1 protein-coding gene is annotated in these 1012 nt (G+C 36.5%); it reads left to right on the top strand.

Annotated features, from left to right (window positions below):
* The first annotated feature begins 146 nt into the window (after positions 1-146).
* A complete protein-coding gene (locus ACFO3G_RS03240) occupies positions 147-653 on the top strand; it encodes a S1 family peptidase (RefSeq protein ID WP_380077951.1) in 507 nt (168 codons plus the stop codon).
* The last annotated feature ends 359 nt before the right edge of the window (positions 654-1012 follow it).

Below are 1012 nucleotides of genomic sequence, written 5' to 3'. Positions count from 1 at the left end.
GGAAAATTTTAGAAGACTGACGATTGATTATGAGTTTCATGCCGCTACTGCAGAGGCTATGGTTCAACTTGCTTTCTGCAAAATATTGCTTAATAAATTCTCTGAATAATTTTTAAACAGCTTCTGAGACTTTACCAACACATATTATGCCTTCTGACATTAGAATAGAAACTGTGACAGAAATAGGCATAGCTTACAATGACACTCATGTAGTCAATGAAGATGATCTTTTAAGAAATAATGGATGTGTAATCACTAAAGTTTCTAAAGATAAGAATGTCGATTTGGCAACCATTCAACTCAAAAACGAGAAGACCCCCGACGATAAATATGTATTTGATCTTAGTTATAACGACAAGATACCTCAAACCCAAATAGGAGAACCACTCTACATGATTGGCTACAATGCCGGGTTACTTCTTGGCACAACCAGCAAAGGAATACAATCTCAGCTAAACAAAGGCAATATCTCTCAAGAGCCGGACGGGGAAAGATTGCTATACTCAATACCCGCAATAGGAGGGTCAAGTGGGAGCCCGGTATTGAATGATAAAGGACAAGTAATAGCCGTAAACTTTGCCAAAATGAATGGTACTGAAATGTTTACTTTTGGCATCCCAATGAATAAGGTTTTATATTTCCTCGATCGATAAGCTTTATCACATTGCAATAGTATCATTTGACTGTTTGGAGGACTAAATAAAAACCATATACCTTCACTTAAACCGTAGCTAATTAGATAAATAATGTAAATAAATTTAGTCATATAACCTGTCTAAAAACAGCCCTTTTGTGAATCTGAAAGAGGCCTTTTCTCTACAAAGCTCATAATAGATAGGACGAAACCGTCCTATATGAATGTTAATATATGTATAGACTGTTTTTTATGGTAGTATCCCAAAAAGTGTGTAAAGGAGGTTTATCTTTGAGTCAAAATTAATCATTTCAATTCATTGTTTTGTTCATCCGTCAGGCGGGCATGAAAAACACCGGGGGGATTGGCGTCCGCCCG

Source organism: Falsiporphyromonas endometrii, from assembly GCF_042654485.1.
Taxonomy (GTDB): Bacteria; Bacteroidota; Bacteroidia; order Bacteroidales; family Porphyromonadaceae; genus Porphyromonas; species Porphyromonas endometrii.
The sequence above is the reverse complement of the archived record's forward strand: the minus strand, read 5'-3'. Positions and strand labels throughout refer to the sequence as shown.

Bases quoted from the DNA above. Each gene is read 5' to 3' on its own strand.
- ACFO3G_RS03240 (WP_380077951.1), top strand. From the start codon at position 147: ATGCCTTCTGACATTAGAATAGAAACTGTGACAGAAATAGGCATAGCT.